Here is a 16,037-nt window from a genome sequence, read left to right as displayed (position 1 = left end):
GGTTCGGCTACCAGTCGTCGCCGTCGTCGCCCGGGTCGTGGCCACCCGGGGCTTCGAGCGTCACGACCGTGCCGTCGTCGAGCTCGGCGATCGGCCGTCCCTCGAGCCACGTGAGGGTCCAGTGCCGTCCGGCGCCGTCGGGCGTGCCCGACTCCGCCGCGACGATCCCCGGCCGCAGTTCCATGGGCACCGACCGCGGCGGCTCGTCGCCGAAGGCCCAACGCGTCCCGAGCTGCATCAGAGGTCCATCTCGAACACGATCGCAGGGGACCGCCTGGCGACGTCGTCGGAGAGGCGCAGTCCGTCGGCGTCCCCGGGATCGTTCGACCAGGTGACGCGGGTCGCGTGCAGCTCGACCGCCATCGCGCGGACGCGGTCGAGCAGCTGGCCGGCGACGCCGTTCCGGCGGTGCGCCTCGACGACGAACAGGTCGTCGATCACGATCCCGATGCCCGCGTCGAGCGTCCGCGGTTCGGGGTGGGCGTGCACGAGCCCGACCAGCGTGCCCTCGTCGTCGACCGCGACGGCCGCGCGCAGCGCGCTCCGCGGGTCCTGGATCCAGCTCCACACGATGAGCGCCTTGGTGTCGTCGAGCCCACGGCCGCGGCTCGAGCAGTACGAGTCGAACAGGGGCAGCCAGGCGAAGAAGTCGTTCTCGGCGACATCCCGGACGGTCACGTTCATGCGCTCGCCTCCTCCTGCGGGACCTCGAGCACGACGTCGCGCACCTCCAGCGCCTCGGCCTCGGCGAAGCCGAGGTCGGCGATCCGTCCGACGGCGCGCAGGTCGCCCTCGGCCGAGGCGAGGATGGCGGTCGCAGCGGCGGGTGCGGCGATCACGGCGCTCGAGACCGGCGTCTTCTGCGAGGCCTTCGCGTCGGTCTTCGCGCGACGGATGCCGGTGAGGGCGAGGCTCGCGAGCTCGAGCAGCTCGACGCCGGCCTCGCCGCGTGCGGCGAGCTCGTCGACGGCGGGCCACGCGGCCCGGTGGACCGAGCCCTCGTTCGACCAGCTCCACGCCTCCTCCGCCGCGTAGGGGATCACGGGAGCGAAGAGGCGCAGCAGCACGCTGAGCGCGGTCTTCAGCGCGGCGACGGCCGACGCCTGCTCGGCGCTGGCCTCGCCGTACGCGCGCTCCTTCACGAGCTCGAGGTAGTCGTCGCAGAACGTCCAGAAGAACGTCTCCGAGACCTCCAGCGCGCGGGCGTGGTCGTACGACTCGAGTGCGCGCGTCGCCTGCTCGACGACCGTCGCGAGGCCGGCGAGCATGCTGCGGTCGACGGGCACGGTCACCGGGGCATCCGCTCGGCCCTCGAAGGTGAGGATGAACTTCGCGGCGTTCAGCACCTTGATCGCGAGTCGCCGGCCGATCTTCACCTGCGTCGGGTTCTGCGGGTCGAAGGCCGCGTCGGTGCCGAGGCGCGAGGATGCCGCCCAGTAGCGGACCGCGTCGGCGCCGTGCTGGTCGAGGAGGCCGGCGGGCGTGACGACGTTGCCCTTCGACTTCGACATCTTCTTGCGGTCGGGGTCGACGATGAAGCCGGAGATGGCCGCGTTCGACCATGGCGCGACGCCGTGCTCGAGCTCGGCGCGGAGCGCCGTCGAGAAGAGCCAGGTGCGGATGATGTCCTGGCCCTGCGGGCGCAGCGAGTACGGGAAGAGCAGGTCGAACAGCTCCGGATCGCGCTCCCAGCCGGCGGCGAGCTGCGGGGTGAGCGACGAGGTCGCCCACGTGTCCATGATGTCGTGCTCGCCGACGAAGCCGCCCGGCTGGTCGCGTTGCGCCTCGTCGTACCCGGGTGCGGGCGTCGACGAGGGGTCGACGGGCAGCATCTCGCGGGGCGCGACGATCGGCTGGTCGTGCATCGGTTCGCCGTCGGCGTCGATCGGGTACCAGACGGGGATCGGCACGCCGAAGAACCGCTGGCGCGAGATGAGCCAGTCGCCGGACAGCCCGCCGACCCAGTTCTCGTAGCGGACGCGCATGAAGTCGGGGTGCCAGTCGATCTCGCGGCCGCGCTGCACGAGGCGATCGCGCAGGCCCTCGTCGCGGGCGCCGTTGACGATGTACCACTGGCGCGTCGAGACGATCTCGAGCGGGCGGTCGCCCTTCTCGTAGAACTTCACCGGGTGCGTGATCGCCTTGGGGTCGGCGAGGAGGTCGCCGGACTCCCGGAGGAGCTCGACGACGGCCTGCTTGGCCGAGAACGCGGTCTTGCCCGCGAGCTTCGCGTACGCCTCGCGGCCGGCCTCGGTGGAGATCGCCTCGGGCGCCTCGGCGATGATGCGGCCGTCGAAGCCGATGATCGCGCGGTTGGGCAGGTCGAGCTCGCGCCACCACACGACGTCGGTCACGTCGCCGAAGGTGCAGATCATGGCGATGCCGGTGCCCTTGTCCTTCTGCGCGAGGTGGTGCGCCACGACGGGCACGTCGACGCCGAACACCGGCGTGGTCACGGTCGTGCCGAACAGCGGCTGGTACCGCTCGTCGTCGGGGTGCGCCACGAGCGCCACGCACGCGGGGATGAGCTCGGGACGGCTCGTCTCGATCTCGACGTGGCCGCCGTCGGGCTTCGCGAACGCCACGCGGTGGTAGTGGCCGGGCTGCTCGCGGTCCTCGAGCTCGGCCTGCGCGACCGCGGTGCGGAACGTGATGTCCCAGAGGGTCGGGGCGAGGGCCTGGTAGGCCTCGCCGCGCTCGACGTTCTTCACGAACGCGAGCTGGGACGTGAACAGGGCCTCGTCGGCGATCGTGCGGTAGGTCTGGGTCCAGTCGACCGAGAGCGCGAGCTGGCGGAAGAGCGCCTCGAACTGCTGCTCGTCCTCCGCGGTGAGCCGCTCGCACAGCTCGATGAAGTTGCGGCGGCTGATCGGCACCTGGTCGGCGGGCTTGATGGTCTTGCCCTCGGTGCCCTCGTGCGGCGGCGTGAAGTCGGCCACGTACGGCAGCGACGGGTCGCAGCGCACGCCGTAGTAGTTCTGCACGCGGCGCTCGGTCGGCAGGCCGTTGTCGTCCCAGCCCATCGGGTAGAAGACGTGCTTGCCGCGCATGCGCTGGAAGCGCGCGACGACGTCGGTGTGGGTGAACGAGAACACGTGCCCGATGTGCAGCGACCCGGAGGCGGTCGGCGGCGGCGTGTCGATCGAGTAGACGGCGTCGCGGGTCGCGCCCTCACGCTCGAACCGGTAGGTGCCCTCGGTCTCCCAGACGCCGCCCCACTTGGCCTCGAGGCCCTCGAGGGCGGGCTTGTCGGGAATGCGCGCGGTGTCGGTCATGATGCTCCGGTTCGGTATGTGCGGCACCGAGTCCATTGGGGTGCCTGAATATGCGACAGTCCAGCCTACCGGAGTCGTGGGAATCCGCCGTGACCGGCGGGGATGCGGGTGCGCGTGCGGCACACGACGACGGGGGCGGATGCCGCGGGCTCGCGCCGTGGCATCCGCCCCCGTTCTCGGGCCGACCCGGCTCAGACTGCCGCGGGCTGCACCTCGCGGCCGTCCTCGGAGATCGGCGCGTGCCGCATGCGCGCGGCCGCCCGCGCGGACACCAGCGTGATCGCCGAGAGCAGTGCCAGCACGACCCCGGGATGCCACCAGACGTAGCCGGTGGACTCGCCGAGCAGCGTCGTGAGGAGCGGGATGAACCCGCTGACGGCCGCCGCGACCGCGTACGCGACCGAGAGCGCCGAGTAGCGGTAGTGGTCGGCGAAGAGGTCGTTCATGAGTCCGCCGAGCGCGGCCCACGACATGGTCGGCAGGATGCCGCCGACGATCATCGTGCCCACGAGCACCGGGAAGCTCGCGAACTGCAGGAGCCAGTACATCGGGAACGTGATGAGCAGCGTCCCGAGGGCGCCGTACGCGACGACCCTCGCCGAGCCGACGCGGGTCGCCCACCAGCCGAACAGCGGGATGGTGACGAGCTGGAGGAGTCCGCCGATCGTCGTGGCGACGAGCAGCTCCTGGAAGGTGAAGCCGAGCGTCGTCACGCCGTAGTTGATCGTGTAGGTGTTCATCAGCGAGTACGAGCCGATGCCGAGGAGGGCCGCTCCGAACGCGATGACGAGCGCGGTGGGCTGCGCGCGGAACATCGTGGCGAACGGCACGCGGTCGCGGCGCTGCTCCCGGACGACGGCCTTGAAGACCGGCGTCTCGTCGATCGTGAGCCGCAGGTAGAGCGAGACGGCCAGGAGCGGGATCGCGAGGAGGAACGGGATCCGCCAGCCCCACGCGGCGAGCTCCTCGGCCGGGAGAGCGAGCGTCATGACGATGAAGACCACCGCGGAGAGGATCGACCCGACGGGGGAGCCGAGCTGCGGCACCGCGGCGTAGAACGCGCGCTTCACGGGGCTCGAGTGCTCGGTCGCGAGGAGGATCGAGCCGCCCCACTCGCCGCCGAGCGAGAGGCCCTGCGCGACGCGGAGGAGGACGAGGAGCACGGCGCCGAGCCATCCGGCCTGCGCGTACGTCGGGAGCAGGCCGATGAGGCCCGTCGCGACGCCCATGATGCCGATCGTCCAGAGCAGCGTCGCGCGTCGGCCGAGCCGGTCGCCCATGTGGCCGAAGATCGCCGCGCCGAGCGGGCGCACGACGAACGCGACGCCGATCGTGGCGAACGCGGCGAGCGTGCCGCCGAACTGCCCGAGCGGGTCGAAGAACAGGGGCCCGATGAAGTACGCGCTGAAGTAGGCGAAGACGTAGAAGTCGAACGACTCGAGCGACGTGCCGATCATCGACGCCCAGGCGACGCGCCGGACCGGCGACGAGGAGGCGGGAAGGGAAGCGGGGGATGGGGCTTCGGAGGTCACGGGGAGCCATCCTGACAGCGGGCGGATGCCTCGACAAGCCGATTGCGACAGTTGTGATGCTGCGAATAGCACAACTGGTACGCTCGGCGCGTGCGAATCGCCATCGATCCGGCGGCCCCCGGCCCGATCTTCGAGCGGCTCGCCGACGCCCTCCGCGCCGCGATCGTCGACGGGCGCATCGGGTTCGGCGAGCGGCTGCCGCCCGCCCGCGGGCTCGCCGCGCAGCTCGGGGTCAACGTGAACACGGCGCTCCGCGCCTACCGCCTGCTCCGCGACGAGGGCTTCATCGAACTGCATCCCGGCCGGGGCGCGACGGTCGCGAAGCGGCTCGGCCACCACACGGCGCTCGCCGGAGCCATCCACGACCTCGTCGACGAGGCCCGGCTGAACGGCGTCGACCGCGAGGCGCTGCTCGCCCTCGTCCGCGAGGCCTGGCGCTGACGCGGGTCGGCGCGGCGAGCCGGGTCGGCGCGGCGCCGATCGGGCGCGCACGGCGACGGAGCGCGCGGTACCATTGACGGCAGCGACGTCGATCCGGCCATCACCGGGGAGTCTTCGGAAGAACGCGGAACGGGTGCCCCGGCATCCGGACCGTCACTAGAACCGAACGGGTCCAGCCCGTCACAGCTGACGAACGAGAGGTTCCGGCATCGCCGGGGCAAGCGGGGTGGTACCGCGGTGGGGCTCGACGAGCCAGCCGTCCTCGTGAACCGGCGAGATCCAGCAGGAGCGAGCGTTGTACCCCAAGGGCCAGGACCCCGAGCCGCAGTCCGTCACGCCGTCGCCGTCCTTCCCGGCGATCGAGCAGGAGATGCTCGCGCACTGGAAGGCCGACGGCACCTTCCAGGCCTCCATCGACCAGCGCGAAGGCGCCGAGGAGTGGGTCTTCTACGACGGCCCGCCGTTCGCGAACGGCCTGCCCCACTACGGGCACCTCCTCACCGGCTACGCCAAGGACGTCTTCCCGCGCTTCCAGACCATGCGCGGCAAGCAGGTGCACCGCCGCTTCGGCTGGGACACCCACGGCCTGCCCGCCGAGCTCGAGGCCGAGCGCCAGCTCGGCATCACCGACAAGGTGCAGATCGAGGAGATGGGCATCGCGGCGTTCAACCGCGCCGCGCGCGACGCCGTGCTCCGCTACACCGAGGAGTGGCAGGACTACGTCACCCGCCAGGCGCGCTGGGTCGACTTCGAGAACGACTACAAGACGCTCGACGTGACCTTCATGGAGTCGGTGCTCTGGGCGTTCAAGACCCTGCACGAGAAGGGCCTCGCCTACGAGGGGCACCGCGTGCTGCCCTACTGCTGGCGTGACCAGACGCCGCTGTCGAACCACGAGCTGCGCATGGACGACGACGTCTACAAGCCGCGCCAGGACCAGACCGTCACGGTCACCTTCCCGCTCACGGGCGCGAAGGCCGAGGCGCTCGGCCTCACGGCGGTGCGCGCGCTCGCCTGGACGACCACGCCGTGGACGCTGCCGACGAACTTCGCGCTCGCCGTCGGACCCGAGATCACCTACGCCGTCGTGCCCGCCGGCCCGAACGGCACGCCGGATGCCACGGTGCTCCGCGAGCACGCCCCGGGCGGCCCCGACGACACCGAGGTGCTGGGCGCCGAGTACCTGCTGGCGCAGGACCTCGTGGGCAACTACGCCAAGGAGCTCGGCTACGACTCCGCCGACGAGGCGCGCGCGGCGGTCTCCCGCACGGTGCTGGGTTCGGAGCTCGACGGCGTGACCTACGACCGGCTCTTCGACTACTACGCCGACGTCGAGAGGTTCGGCCTCGAGCGGGCCTGGCGCGTGCTCGTCGCCGACTACGTCACGACCGAGGACGGCACCGGCATCGTGCACCAGGCCCCCGCGTACGGCGAGGAGGACCAGAAGGTCTGCGAGGCGCACGGCATCCCGGTCGTGATCTCGGTCGACGACTCCGGCCGGTTCCTGCCCGAGGTGACGGATGTCGCGGGGCTGCTGTGGTCCGACGCGAACAAGCCGCTCACGCAGCTGCTCAAGGCCGAGGGGCGCCTGCTCCGGCAGGCGAGCTACGAGCACTCGTACCCGCACTGCTGGCGCTGCCGGAACCCGCTCATCTACAAGGCGGTCTCGAGCTGGTTCGTGCGCGTGCCCGAGTTCCGCGACCGCATGGGCGAACTCAACGAGGGCATCACGTGGGTGCCCGAGAACGTCAAGTACGGCCAGTTCGGCAAGTGGGTGGGCAACGCCCGCGACTGGTCGATCAGCCGCAACCGCTACTTCGGCTCGCCGATCCCGGTGTGGAAGAGCGACGACCCCGAGTACCCGCGCGTCGACGTGTACGGCTCGCTGGAAGAGCTCGAGCGCGACTTCGGCCGCGTGCCCACGAACCCCGAGGGCGAGCCCGACCTGCACCGCCCGTACATCGACGAGCTCACGCGGCCGAACCCCGACGACCCGACCGGGAAGTCGACCATGCGCCGCATCAGCGACGTGTTCGACGTGTGGTTCGACTCGGGTTCGATGCCCTTCGCGCAGGTGCACTACCCGTTCGAGAACCAGGACTGGTTCGACACGCACAACCCGGCCGACTTCATCGTCGAGTACATCGGGCAGACGCGCGGCTGGTTCTACGTCATGCACGTGCTCGCCACGGCGCTGTTCGACCGGCCTGCGTTCAAGAACGTCGTGAGCCACGGCATCGTGCTCGGCAGCGACGGGCAGAAGATGTCGAAGTCGCTGCGCAACTACCCGGACGTCTCCGAGGTGTTCGAGCGCGACGGGTCCGACGCGATGCGCTGGTTCCTCATGTCGAGCTCGGTGCTGCGCGGCGGCAACCTCGTCGTGACCGAGGAGGGCATCCGCGAGGGCGTGCGCCAGCTCATGCTGCCGCTCTGGAGCACGTGGTACTTCTTCTCGCTGTACGCCAACACGGCGCGCGAGGGCGGCTACGAGGCATCCCGCTCGACGGCGTCGACCGACGTGCTCGACCGGTACCTGCTCGCGAAGCTGCGCGACCTCGTCGAGGCCGTGACCGCCGATTACGAGGACTTCGACACGACGCTCGCGTCGCAGAAGCTCCGCGACTTCGGCGACGTGCTCACCAACTGGTACGTGCGTCGATCGCGCGATCGGTTCTGGCAGGGCGTGGGCGACGACGGGTCGGGTGCCGAGGCGTTCGACACGCTCTTCACCGTGCTCGAGACGCTGACGCGCCTGGCCGCGCCCATGCTGCCGCTCGTGACCGAGAAGGTCTGGCGCGGGCTCACGGGCGGTCGCAGCGTGCACCTGGCCGACTGGCCGATCGCCGACGAGTTCCCGGCCGACCCCGAGCTCGTCGCGGCGATGGACGCCGTGCGCGAGGTCACCGGCGCCGTGCTCGCGTTGCGCAAGCAGGCCGGTCGTCGCGTGCGCCTGCCGCTCGCGTCGCTCACGGTCGTGACGACGGATGCCGCGAGCCTCGCGCCGTTCGAGTCGATCCTCCGCGACGAGCTCAACGTCAAGCGCGTCGACCTCGTCGAGCTCGACGACTCGAGCGCGGCGGCCTACGGCGTGACCAAGCGGCTGACGGTGAACGCCCGCGCCGCGGGTCCGCGCCTCGGCAAGCAGGTGCAGCAGGCGATCCAGGCGGCGCGCGGCGGCGACTGGTCCGTCGACGGCGACACGGTCGTGGCCGGCGGCATCGCGCTCGAGCCGGGGGAGTACGACCTCGTGCTCGAGGCGAGCGGGGGTGCCGACGGCGGGAACGCGCTCGGACTCCTCGCCGACGGCGGCTTCGCGATCCTCGACGTGCGCACGACGCCCGAGCTCGAGGCCGAGGGCCTCGCGCGCGACATCGTCCGTGCCGTGCAGGAATCGCGCAAGGCCGCCGGTCTCGAGGTCGGCGACCGCATCCGCCTCGACCTCACGCTCGACGCCGCCGGCGCGGCGGCCGCCGAGGCGCACCGCGACCTGATCGGCCGCGAGACGCTCGCGCCCGAGGTGCTCGTCATGGTCGGCGAGGTCGACGGCGAGGCCGCCCACAGGCTCGGCGACGGCTCGAAGCTGCTCGTCGCCGTCGCGAAGCTGACGGAGGCCGCCCGATGACCGACGCGATCCCCGACTCGACGCCCGAGGAGCGCGACGCGGCCGACGCCGTGTACGCCGACCTCCTCGCGCGCGTCGGCGAGTCGGCGCCGCAGCCGCGGCTCGACGCGACCCGGCGGGCCGTGGAGCTGCTCGGCGACCCGCACCGCGCGGCACCCGTCATCCACCTCACCGGCACCAACGGCAAGACGTCGACGAGCCGGATGATCGAGTCGATCCTGCGCGCGCAGGGACTCCGCACGGGCCTGCTCACGAGCCCGCACCTCGTGCGGTTCACCGAGCGGATCCGGATCGACGGCGAGCCGATCGCCGACGAGGCCGTCGCCCGGATCTGGGAGGAGATCACGCCGGTCGTCGCGATCGTCGACGACGAACTGCGGGCCGCCCGCGAGGAGGCACTGACCTACTTCGAGGCGCTCACCGTGCTGGCGTTCGCCGCGTTCGCCGACGCGCCCGTCGACGTGGTCGTGCTCGAGGTCGGCATGGGCGGCGAGTGGGACTCCACCAACGTCGCCGACGGCCAGGTCGCCGTGATCACGCCGATCGCGATCGACCACGAGCAGCGACTCGGTCGGACCGTCGCGGAGATCGCGCGGACGAAGGCGGGCATCATCAAGCCCGGCGCCGAGGTCGTGACCGCGTTCCAGGACCCGGCCGCCCTCACCGTGCTGAGCGAGGTCGCCGAGCGGAACGAGGCGATCCTCGCGGTCGAGGGCGGCGCGTTCGCCGTGCTCGACTCGCGCGTGGCCGTCGGCGGACAGCTCGTCTCCGTCCGCGGCCTCGCGGGGGAGTACCGCGACCTCGCGCTGCCGCTCCTCGGGCGCCACCAGGCCGAGAACGCCGCCGTCGCGATCGCCGCCGTCGAGGCGTTCCTCGGCCGCGCCGTGCGGCTCGCCGACGACGTGCTCGAGTCCGGCCTCGGCGCCGCGACCTCGCCCGGCCGGCTGCAGCTCGTCTCGACCGACCCGACGATCCTCGTCGACGCCGCTCACAACCCGCACGGCGCGACGGCCCTCGTCGCCGCGCTCGGCGAGGTGTTCGACTTCGACGAGCTGCTCATCGTGCTCGGCGTGCTCGGCGACAAGGACGCCGCGGGCATCGTGCGCGCGCTCGAGCCGACCGGGGCGCACTTCGTGGTCACGCGATCCGAGTCCGACCGCGCCCTGCCGCCCGAGGAGCTCGCCGCCGTCGTGGCCGGCGTCGTCGGGCCGGAGCGGGTCGACGTCGCCGAGCGTCTCGACGACGCGCTCGACGAGGCCCGCGACTGGGCGGGCCGCGGCGAGAAGCGCGCCGTCGTCGTCACCGGCTCGATCACGCTCGTCGGCGACGTCCTCGCGATCGCGGACGACCGCGGCTGGAGCGACCGATGACCGCCGCGGCGCCGACCCCTGGTGACGAGCCGACGGGACCGGAGGAAGCGATCGACGGCGTCCCCGCCGCGCCGGCCCGCCCCGCGCGCCGCGCCCGATCCGTCCGGGAGAGCCTCGCGTCGATCGTGCTCACCTTCGAGATCGTCGTCGTCTTCCTCGCGGCCCTCGTGATCTGGGGGCTCTCGCGTGAGGACGGCGGCGCGTTCGGCCTGCCGACCTGGGTGCCGCTCGCCGCGGGCGGCGTCGTGATCCTCGGCCTCGTCATCACCATCCCGCTGCTCCGCTACGAGTGGGCGTACGTGCTGGGCTGGGCCCTGCAGGTGCTCCTCCTCCTCTCGGGGCTCCTCAACCCGGCGATGTTCGTCGTCGGCGCGCTGTTCGGCGGCATGTGGGCGTACTGCATGATCGTCGGCGCGCGCATCGATCGTGCCCGGGCGGCGGAGGCCGCCTCGGTCGCCGACCCAGGAAAGGAATCCGCATGACCACTGCCATCGAAGAGACCCTCGTCCTCGTCAAGCCCGACGGCGTCGCGCGCAACCTCACCGGCGAGATCCTGCGCCGCATCGAGGCGAAGGGCTACTCGCTCGTCGACATCCGGATGGTGCAGGCCGACCGGGAGCTCCTCGCGCAGCACTACGCCGAGCACGAGGGCAAGCCGTTCTACGAGCCCCTGATGGAGTTCATGGAGTCGGGCCCGGTCGTCGCGATGCGCGTCGCCGGCAACCGCGTGATCGAGGGCGTCCGCGTGCTCGCGGGCGCGACCGACCCGACCACGGCCCTGCCCGGCACGATCCGCGGCGACTTCGGCCGGGACTGGGGCCTCAGGGTCCAGCAGAACCTCGTTCACGGTTCCGACTCGGTCGAGTCCGCCGAGCGCGAGCTCTCGCTCTGGTTCGCCTGACCAGGTGCGTCGCGGGGCCGCGGCATCCGATCATCGGATGCCGCGGTCCCGCGGTCGTCTCGGGCGGCCTCGCGTCGCGGGCGGCCGTGGCGACCGTCAGAAGAGGTTCTGCAGGTCGATGATGACGCGCGGGATCGCGTTCATCTGCGCCTGGGCGAGCAGGATCACGATCGCGTAGCAGGCTGCGGTGATGACGACGATCCAGCCCATGGCGGATGCCCCGAACCGACGGAGTCCGGGCGCGTCGCCGAACGCGCCGTCGCGGAGGTTCCGCATCGTGACGACGAGGAACGTCGGGATGGTCACCGCCCAGGTGAGCATGCACCAGGGGCACAGGACGTCGAGCACGTAGATGCTCTGGTAGATCAGCCAGCCGAGGAAGACGACGGCACCCGTGACGCCGACGTTCAGCCCGATCCAGAACCACCGCGCGAAGCTCGCGCCGGCGAGCAGGGCCATCGCGATCGTGATGACCACCGGCCACGCCATGAGCCCGACGAACGGGTTCGGGAAGCCGAACAGGCTGCCCTGCCACGACGCGAGGTTGGTGCTGCAGCCGACGAGCACGCCGACGTTGCAGTTCGGGACGTGGCTCGGGTCGGCGAGCGTGAGCACCTTCTCGAGCGACAGCTCGAACGCGGCGAGGAGCCCCAGCGCCCCCGCGACGAGGAGGAAGACGGCGACGCCGATCGGTCGGGATCCGCGGGGGGAGTCGGGCATGCCCCCGATTCTGGCACGGCGATTCGCAGGGTCACTGGGAGAGCGTGCGATAATCGATGCAGTCGCCCGGGCCGCGCCCGGTGCGACGCCAACGAGGGCTTCGAGGATGCACCGCATCCCATCCGCGGAGGAACCGCGAGATTTGGCGTCACCGGCACCCGCCGGGCGCAGCAGTGAAGGATTGGCGGACCAGCGCGAAACGCGCCGGACCGCTCTGAGGAGTACGGGAACGATGGCGCGGCCGTCGCACCCGGTGTAGGAGTGCACCAGAGATGGTGGAAGAGAACGCAACACCGCCGACCGAATCCGGGGGCGACGAGCCCCGCCGTCGGGGCGGGATCTTCGGGGGGCGCCGCACGGGTCGCCGGGCGCAGGTCGTGCCGCGGGCCGCTGCGGATTCCTCCGCCCCCGCCGAGGACGCCCCCGCCGACGCGACGACCGAGCCGGCCGCGAGCGACGAGACGGCGGCCCTGTCGGCCGAGCCGTCCGTCGCCGACCAGCCCGTCGCCGAGCCGTCCGTCGCCGAGCCGTCCGCGTCCGACTCGCCCGACGGCGAGGTGCCCGCCGAGACCGCGGAGGACGACGAGGCCGGCGCTGCCGCGACCGCCCCCGACACCGCCGAAGCGGATGCCGCGGCCGACGGCGCGACCGACGAGGCATCCGGGCCCGATGCGGCCGAGTCGGACGAGGCCGGGTCGCCGATCCCCTCGGTGCTCTCGACCACCTCGCTCATCTTCCACGCGCCGCCCGTGTACGCCCCGCCCGCCGGGTCCGGTCCCGAGCGCGGCGACGACCGCGCGGCCGGCCGCGAGGCCGCCGAGCGCGAGGGCTCGAGCGTGCGTCGCCGCTCGCGCCGCCGAAGCGGCGAGGAGTCGCGCGCGAACGACGACGATCCCGCGAACACGGTCGTCAAGGTCCGCAAGCCCCGCGAGCCCGAGCTCATCACCGAGCCGCAGAAGGTCAAGGGTTCCACGCGACTCGAGGCGAAGAAGCAGCGCCGCCGCGACGGCCGCGACGCCGGTCGGCGCCGGGCCGTCATCACCGAGGCCGAGTTCCTCGCCCGTCGCGAGTCGGTCGACCGCCAGATGGTCGTGCGCCAGAAGGGCGGCCGCATCCAGATCGGCGTGATCGAGGACGACGTGCTCGTCGAGCACTACGTCGCGCGAAACCAGGACGCGTCGCTCATCGGCAACGTCTACCTCGGGCGCGTGCAGAACGTGCTGCCCTCGATGGAGGCCGCGTTCGTCGACATCGGCCGCGGCCGCAACGCCGTGCTGTACTCGGGCGAGGTCGACTGGGACGCCGCCGCGGAGAACGGCGAGAAGAACCAGCCGCGACGCATCGAACTCGCGCTGAAGCCGGGCGATCGCGTGCTCGTCCAGGTCACGAAGGACCCGGTCGGGCACAAGGGCGCGCGCCTGACGAGCCAGATCTCGCTGCCGGGCCGCTACCTCGTGTACGTGCCGAACGGATCGATGAACGGCATCAGCCGGAAGCTGCCCGACACCGAGCGCGCGCGCCTCAAGAAGATCCTGAAGGAGGTGCTCCCCGAGAACCAGGGCGTCATCGTCCGCACGGCCGCGGAGGGCGCCACCGAGGAGCAGCTCACGCGCGACGTGAACCGCCTGATCTCGCAGTGGAAGGACATCTCGGCGACCGTCGAGAAGGTCCAGGCGCCGGCCCTGCTGCACTCCGAGCCCGACCTGCTCATCAAGATCGTCCGCGACGTCTTCAACGAGGACTTCCAGAAGATGATCATCGCTGGCGACGACGCACGTCGGACCATCGAGAAGTACCTCGGCCAGGTCGCGCCCGACCTGCTCGAGCGCGTCGAGGCCTACGAGGGCGAGCGCGACGCGTTCGACGAGTTCCGCATCACCGAGCAGATCGAGAAGGCCCTCGAGCGCAAGGTGTGGCTGCCCTCGGGCGGCTCGCTCATCATCGACCGCACCGAGGCGATGACCGTCGTCGACGTCAACACGGGCAAGTTCGTCGGTTCCGGCGGCAACCTCGAGGAGACGGTCACCAAGAACAACCTCGAGGCCGCCGAGGAGATCGTGCGGCAGCTCCGGCTTCGGGACATCGGCGGCATCATCGTCGTCGACTTCATCGACATGGTGCTCGAATCCAATCGCGACCTCGTGCTGCGCCGACTCGTCGAGTGCCTCTCGCGCGACCGGACGAAGCACCAGGTCGCCGAGGTCACCTCGCTCGGCCTCGTGCAGATGACCCGCAAGAAGCTCGGCCTCGGGCTGCTCGAGACCTTCAGCGAGCCGTGCGAGGTCTGCGCCGGCCGCGGCATCATCGTCCACCACGAGCCGGTCGCGAAGCATCGGGCCCCGCAGCAGCAGGTGGAGCGTCGCCGCAACCGCGGCGGCGGCGGCAACGGCGGCGGCCAGTCGCAGCCGTCGGCGACCGACAAGGCGCACCAGGGCACGCACGCGATCACGGAGGACGTGAAGAACGCCCTCGCCCAGATCGCGAAGTCGACCGTCGCCCACCAGGAGACGCGTCCGGCCGCGAACGCCGAGGCTCCGGCGGCCGCCGAGGCGACGCCTGAGGCAGCGCAGGTTCCCGGTGCCGAGTCCGAGTCGACGGATGCCGCGCCGTCCGGCGCCGAGCCCGGCCAGCGGAGCGAGCGGCGGCGCGGCCGTCGCCGCTCGTCGCGCGGCTCGGGGTCGCAGCAGTCGTCGGGCGGGCGCGAGCAGCGCGAGGAGCGCCGGGACGAGGCATCCGGCAACGGACCCGCGGAGGAGTCGCCGGCCGAGGCCGACGAATCGGCGTCGCACCCCGCCGCGCTCATCGACCTGCCCGAGACGCCCGCGCGCCGCGACCGCCCGTCACGGGCGGCCGAGGCCGAGACGCTCCTGGACTCCGTGCTCGACTCGCTCCCCGCGCCGAAGGCGGCAGGCGAGGGACGCTCGCGTTCGCGCAGCCGTCGCGTCTCGACGGCCGCGCTGAGCCCGGCGGGCGCGCCGCCGGTGATCACGCGGCCCGACGGCTCGTCGTCGGACTCAGCCTCCGAGTGAGGCGCGCCGTTCGCGCGGCGTGACCCGCAGGCCGCTCGCCGCGAGTCGCCGGACGAGGTCGCGCGGCGGGACGGGCTCCGCTCCCGCCGCGACGAGCTCGTCGTAGCGTTCGGCGGGCACGTCGTAGTGGTCGAGGTCGAAGCCGCGTCGCGGGATGCCCATCCGATCGGCGAACGCGACGAGCTCCTCGATCGAGGTGTCGCTCACCAGGTGCGACCAGACGGTGCCGTGCTTGGGCCAGAGCGGCGGGTCGATCAGCACGGCCATGGGCCGAGTGTACGCCGCGCCCGCGGCATCCGCTCATGGCTCGGCGACACGCGGTCGGCGCCCGTTTGACCGCCCTGCGGGCATCCGGTAAACTCGACCGTTGGTGCCGCCGCTTATCCCGGCCGGCACGCACAGTTTTCTGGCAGTGACGACCCTCCTTCCCGCTGGGGTCATCCGCGCAGTGACATCCCATCAAATTCGTAGGAGTCGCGAGGCTCCCTGGAGATAGGTACGAGAAGTGGTTTACGCAGTAGTGCGCGCCGGTGGCCGGCAGGAGAAGGTCGAGGTCGGCACCATCGTGACGATGGACCGGATCGCGGCCGACAAGGACGGCAACGTCCAGCTCACGCCCGTCCTCCTCGTGGACGGCGACAAGATCACCTCCGACGCGAAGTCGCTCGCCAAGGTCACGGTCACGGCCGAGGTCCTGAACGACCTGCGCGGTCCGAAGATCGTGATCCAGAAGTTCAAGAACAAGACCGGCTACAAGAAGCGCCAGGGCCACCGTCAGGAGCTCACGCGCGTCAAGATCACCGGCATCAAGTAACGGCCAGAGGAGACAGGGACAATGGCACACAAGAAGGGTGCGAGCTCCACTCGCAACGGTCGTGACTCGAACGCCAAGCGCCTCGGCGTGAAGCGCTTCGGCGGCCAGGTCGTCTCGGCCGGCGAGATCCTCGTCCGCCAGCGCGGCACGCACTTCCACCCCGGTGCGGGTGTGGGTCGTGGCGGCGACGACACGCTGTTCGCCCTCGAGGCGGGCGCCGTCGAGTTCGGCAACAAGGGCGGCCGCAAGGTCGTGAACATCGTCTCGGTCGACGCGTAAGCAGCGACCGGTTGTCGTGAGGGCGAGCTTCGGCTCGCCCTCACGTGTTTCCCG

At 71.6% G+C, this 16,037-nt stretch carries 14 protein-coding genes; 8 read left to right on the top strand and 6 right to left on the bottom strand.

The features are described 5' to 3' along the window. Positions 1-7 precede the first annotated feature (7 nt). The 4 genes from GLX25_RS14365 to GLX25_RS14350 all read right to left on the bottom strand — a co-directional run bounded on the left by GLX25_RS14365 (position 8) and on the right by GLX25_RS14350 (position 4,807). Entirely contained in the window at positions 8-238 is a 231-nt protein-coding gene (locus tag GLX25_RS14365) for a hypothetical protein (RefSeq protein ID WP_155843188.1), read from the bottom strand. Next, on the bottom strand, positions 238-684 hold the full coding sequence (locus GLX25_RS14360; protein ID WP_155843186.1) for a GNAT family N-acetyltransferase: 447 nt from the start codon (positions 682-684) through the stop codon (positions 238-240). The genes GLX25_RS14365 and GLX25_RS14360 overlap by 1 nt, the downstream gene beginning before the upstream one ends. Further along, the gene (valS, locus tag GLX25_RS14355) at positions 681-3,275 is read right to left on the bottom strand and encodes a valine--tRNA ligase (RefSeq protein WP_155843184.1); all 2,595 of its coding nucleotides are present in this window, start codon (positions 3,273-3,275) and stop codon (positions 681-683) included. The genes GLX25_RS14360 and valS overlap by 4 nt, the downstream gene beginning before the upstream one ends. Before the next feature lie 191 nt (positions 3,276-3,466). After that, positions 3,467-4,807, bottom strand: a complete 1,341-nt coding sequence (locus GLX25_RS14350) for an MFS transporter (protein WP_271192370.1) — start codon at positions 4,805-4,807, stop codon at positions 3,467-3,469. Positions 4,808-4,897: 90 nt separating this feature from the next. Between GLX25_RS14350 and GLX25_RS14345 the strand changes: the two genes are divergently transcribed. The 5 genes from GLX25_RS14345 to ndk all read left to right on the top strand — a co-directional run bounded on the left by GLX25_RS14345 (position 4,898) and on the right by ndk (position 11,141). Next, entirely contained in the window at positions 4,898-5,248 is a 351-nt protein-coding gene (locus tag GLX25_RS14345) for a GntR family transcriptional regulator (RefSeq protein WP_166548835.1), read from the top strand. 295 nt (positions 5,249-5,543) lie between these two features. Continuing rightward, positions 5,544-8,870, top strand: coding sequence for an isoleucine--tRNA ligase (gene ileS / locus GLX25_RS14340; RefSeq protein WP_240898383.1), 3,327 nt, complete (start codon positions 5,544-5,546; stop codon positions 8,868-8,870). Further along, positions 8,867-10,240, top strand: coding sequence for a bifunctional folylpolyglutamate synthase/dihydrofolate synthase (locus tag GLX25_RS14335; RefSeq protein WP_155843182.1), 1,374 nt, complete (start codon positions 8,867-8,869; stop codon positions 10,238-10,240). Before ileS ends, GLX25_RS14335 begins: the two co-directional genes overlap by 4 nt. Then, a complete protein-coding gene (locus GLX25_RS14330; protein ID WP_155843180.1) occupies positions 10,237-10,722 on the top strand; it encodes a DUF4233 domain-containing protein in 486 nt (161 codons plus the stop codon). The genes GLX25_RS14335 and GLX25_RS14330 overlap by 4 nt, the downstream gene beginning before the upstream one ends. Continuing rightward, positions 10,719-11,141 carry a nucleoside-diphosphate kinase gene (ndk, locus tag GLX25_RS14325; protein ID WP_155843178.1) on the top strand — a complete coding sequence of 141 codons (423 nt, stop codon included), beginning with the start codon at positions 10,719-10,721 and terminating at the stop codon, positions 11,139-11,141. The genes GLX25_RS14330 and ndk overlap by 4 nt, the downstream gene beginning before the upstream one ends. Positions 11,142-11,237: 96 nt before the next feature. Here ndk and GLX25_RS14320 read toward each other — a convergent pair whose 3' ends face one another. Further along, a complete protein-coding gene (locus GLX25_RS14320) occupies positions 11,238-11,861 on the bottom strand; it encodes a vitamin K epoxide reductase family protein (RefSeq protein ID WP_155843176.1) in 624 nt (207 codons plus the stop codon). Positions 11,862-12,133: 272 nt separating this feature from the next. On the opposite strand from GLX25_RS14320, the gene GLX25_RS14315 reads away from it, so the two are divergent. Further along, on the top strand, positions 12,134-14,890 hold the full coding sequence (locus GLX25_RS14315) for an Rne/Rng family ribonuclease (RefSeq protein WP_155843174.1): 2,757 nt from the start codon (positions 12,134-12,136) through the stop codon (positions 14,888-14,890). Here GLX25_RS14315 and GLX25_RS14310 read toward each other — a convergent pair. Further along, positions 14,876-15,157: a DUF4031 domain-containing protein gene (locus GLX25_RS14310; RefSeq protein WP_155843172.1), complete on the bottom strand. Its 282-nt coding sequence runs from the start codon at positions 15,155-15,157 to the stop codon at positions 14,876-14,878. The genes GLX25_RS14315 and GLX25_RS14310 overlap by 15 nt on opposite strands. A gap of 238 nt (positions 15,158-15,395) precedes the next feature. Here GLX25_RS14310 and rplU point away from each other — a divergent pair, with 238 nt between their 5' ends. Both rplU and rpmA read left to right on the top strand, forming a co-directional pair. Further along, positions 15,396-15,704: a 50S ribosomal protein L21 gene (rplU, locus tag GLX25_RS14305; protein ID WP_166548834.1), complete on the top strand. Its 309-nt coding sequence runs from the start codon at positions 15,396-15,398 to the stop codon at positions 15,702-15,704. Between the two features lie 21 nt (positions 15,705-15,725). After that, on the top strand, positions 15,726-15,983 hold the full coding sequence (gene rpmA, locus GLX25_RS14300; RefSeq protein ID WP_067948501.1) for a 50S ribosomal protein L27: 258 nt from the start codon (positions 15,726-15,728) through the stop codon (positions 15,981-15,983). The last annotated feature ends 54 nt before the right edge of the window (positions 15,984-16,037 follow it).

Origin of the sequence: Agromyces luteolus (assembly GCF_009729855.1) — a bacterium.
GTDB classification, from domain to species: domain Bacteria; phylum Actinomycetota; class Actinomycetes; order Actinomycetales; family Microbacteriaceae; genus Agromyces; species Agromyces luteolus.
This window is presented reverse-complemented; position numbering and strand designations above follow the sequence as displayed.

Excerpts from the sequence above, each read along its gene's own strand:
- rpmA (WP_067948501.1), top strand. The coding sequence starts at position 15,726 with ATGGCACACAAGAAGGGTGCGAGCTCCACTCGCAACGGTCGTGACTCG.
- GLX25_RS14335 (WP_155843182.1), top strand. The coding sequence starts at position 8,867 with ATGACCGACGCGATCCCCGACTCGACGCCCGAGGAGCGCGACGCGGCC.
- GLX25_RS14365 (WP_155843188.1), bottom strand. The coding sequence starts at position 238 with ATGCAGCTCGGGACGCGTTGGGCCTTCGGCGACGAGCCGCCGCGGTCG.
- GLX25_RS14330 (WP_155843180.1), top strand. The coding sequence starts at position 10,237 with ATGACCGCCGCGGCGCCGACCCCTGGTGACGAGCCGACGGGACCGGAG.
- GLX25_RS14360 (WP_155843186.1), bottom strand. The coding sequence starts at position 684 with ATGAACGTGACCGTCCGGGATGTCGCCGAGAACGACTTCTTCGCCTGG.
- ndk (WP_155843178.1), top strand. The coding sequence starts at position 10,719 with ATGACCACTGCCATCGAAGAGACCCTCGTCCTCGTCAAGCCCGACGGC.
- GLX25_RS14320 (WP_155843176.1), bottom strand. The coding sequence starts at position 11,861 with ATGCCCGACTCCCCCCGCGGATCCCGACCGATCGGCGTCGCCGTCTTC.
- GLX25_RS14315 (WP_155843174.1), top strand. The coding sequence starts at position 12,134 with ATGGTGGAAGAGAACGCAACACCGCCGACCGAATCCGGGGGCGACGAG.
- GLX25_RS14310 (WP_155843172.1), bottom strand. The coding sequence starts at position 15,157 with ATGGCCGTGCTGATCGACCCGCCGCTCTGGCCCAAGCACGGCACCGTC.
- valS (WP_155843184.1), bottom strand. The coding sequence starts at position 3,275 with ATGACCGACACCGCGCGCATTCCCGACAAGCCCGCCCTCGAGGGCCTC.